Below are 1,014 nucleotides of genomic sequence, written 5' to 3'. Positions count from 1 at the left end.
GATGAAAAGCAGTATTTGCTCGGACTGAACTATGGACTGGTGATACTGGATGAAGCCCATAAAGCCAGAACCCGACAGGGGATTGGTGGTAATGCGGGTACGCCCAATGAGCTGCTGAGTTTTATTCGTGAGATTGCTGCCCGTTCTGACCATGTGCTGTTGGGTACGGCAACGCCTATCCAGACCAAAACAGAAGATCTGTGGGATCTGGTCAGGGTGCTGCATCAGGGACACGGTCGTTTTGTGCTGGGCAATGACTTTTCCCGCTGGCACCGTCCACAGGAGGTACTGCCGGTGTTATCCGGTGAGGAAGAGGTGCTTGACCCGCAGTATGGCTGGGAATTGCTGCGCTCACCGCTGCCGGTGGTGGAGTCTACCCGTGAACCCGGTGCCCGGAGGCTTTACAGCGCCATCCGGCAGGATCTTAATTTAACGGTGAATCAGTGGCAGGCGGGGCCTTATACCGACCTGAGTCCGGAGGTTCGGGAAGACCTGGAAATCGCCCTGGAGAAAACCATCGCCGGTGCCACCTTCTTCCAGCGGGAGAACCCGTTGGTGCGCCATGTGGTCTTGCGTAAACGGACAACACTGGAGGATGAAGGCCTGCTCAAGCGGATCGGTGTGGATATTCATCCGGACCCGGGCCTTGCCTCGGATGTGAATGGCTTTCACGCCCTGTTTGAAGGGATGGCACTGCGCACCAGCGAGCATTTTCGGGAAGCCTATGGGGGTGCAAGAGCCTTTGCCAAGGCACTGGGCAAACGTGGCCGGGGTGGCGGGTTTATGAAGAACCTGATGGAGCAGCGCATCTGTTCCAGTGTGGTGGCCGGTATCAGCACGGCAAGAACACTGTTAGAAGGGCGTACCGTGCATGAGGAGTTGGATGATCAGGATGTGGATATTGCCATCCAGACCGAAGAAGAACGGGCTGCCCTGACCCTGTTGCTGCACCGCCTTGAGCAGGTGAAAGACGATCCCAAGCTGACTGCCGTGATTCACTACCTGGAAGTGGAG

1 protein-coding gene is annotated in these 1,014 nt (G+C 56.9%); it reads left to right on the top strand.

What is annotated here, in order from left to right; all coding sequences use genetic code 11:
- Window positions 1–1,014: hypothetical protein (locus KDK15_RS08455; protein WP_257294919.1), on the top strand; the 1,014-nt coding region annotated here is incomplete at both ends.

This window comes from Endozoicomonas sp. YOMI1, assembly GCF_024606345.1.
Taxonomy (GTDB): Bacteria; Pseudomonadota; Gammaproteobacteria; order Pseudomonadales; family Endozoicomonadaceae; genus Endozoicomonas.
The sequence above is the reverse complement of the archived record's forward strand: the minus strand, read 5'-3'. Positions and strand labels throughout refer to the sequence as shown.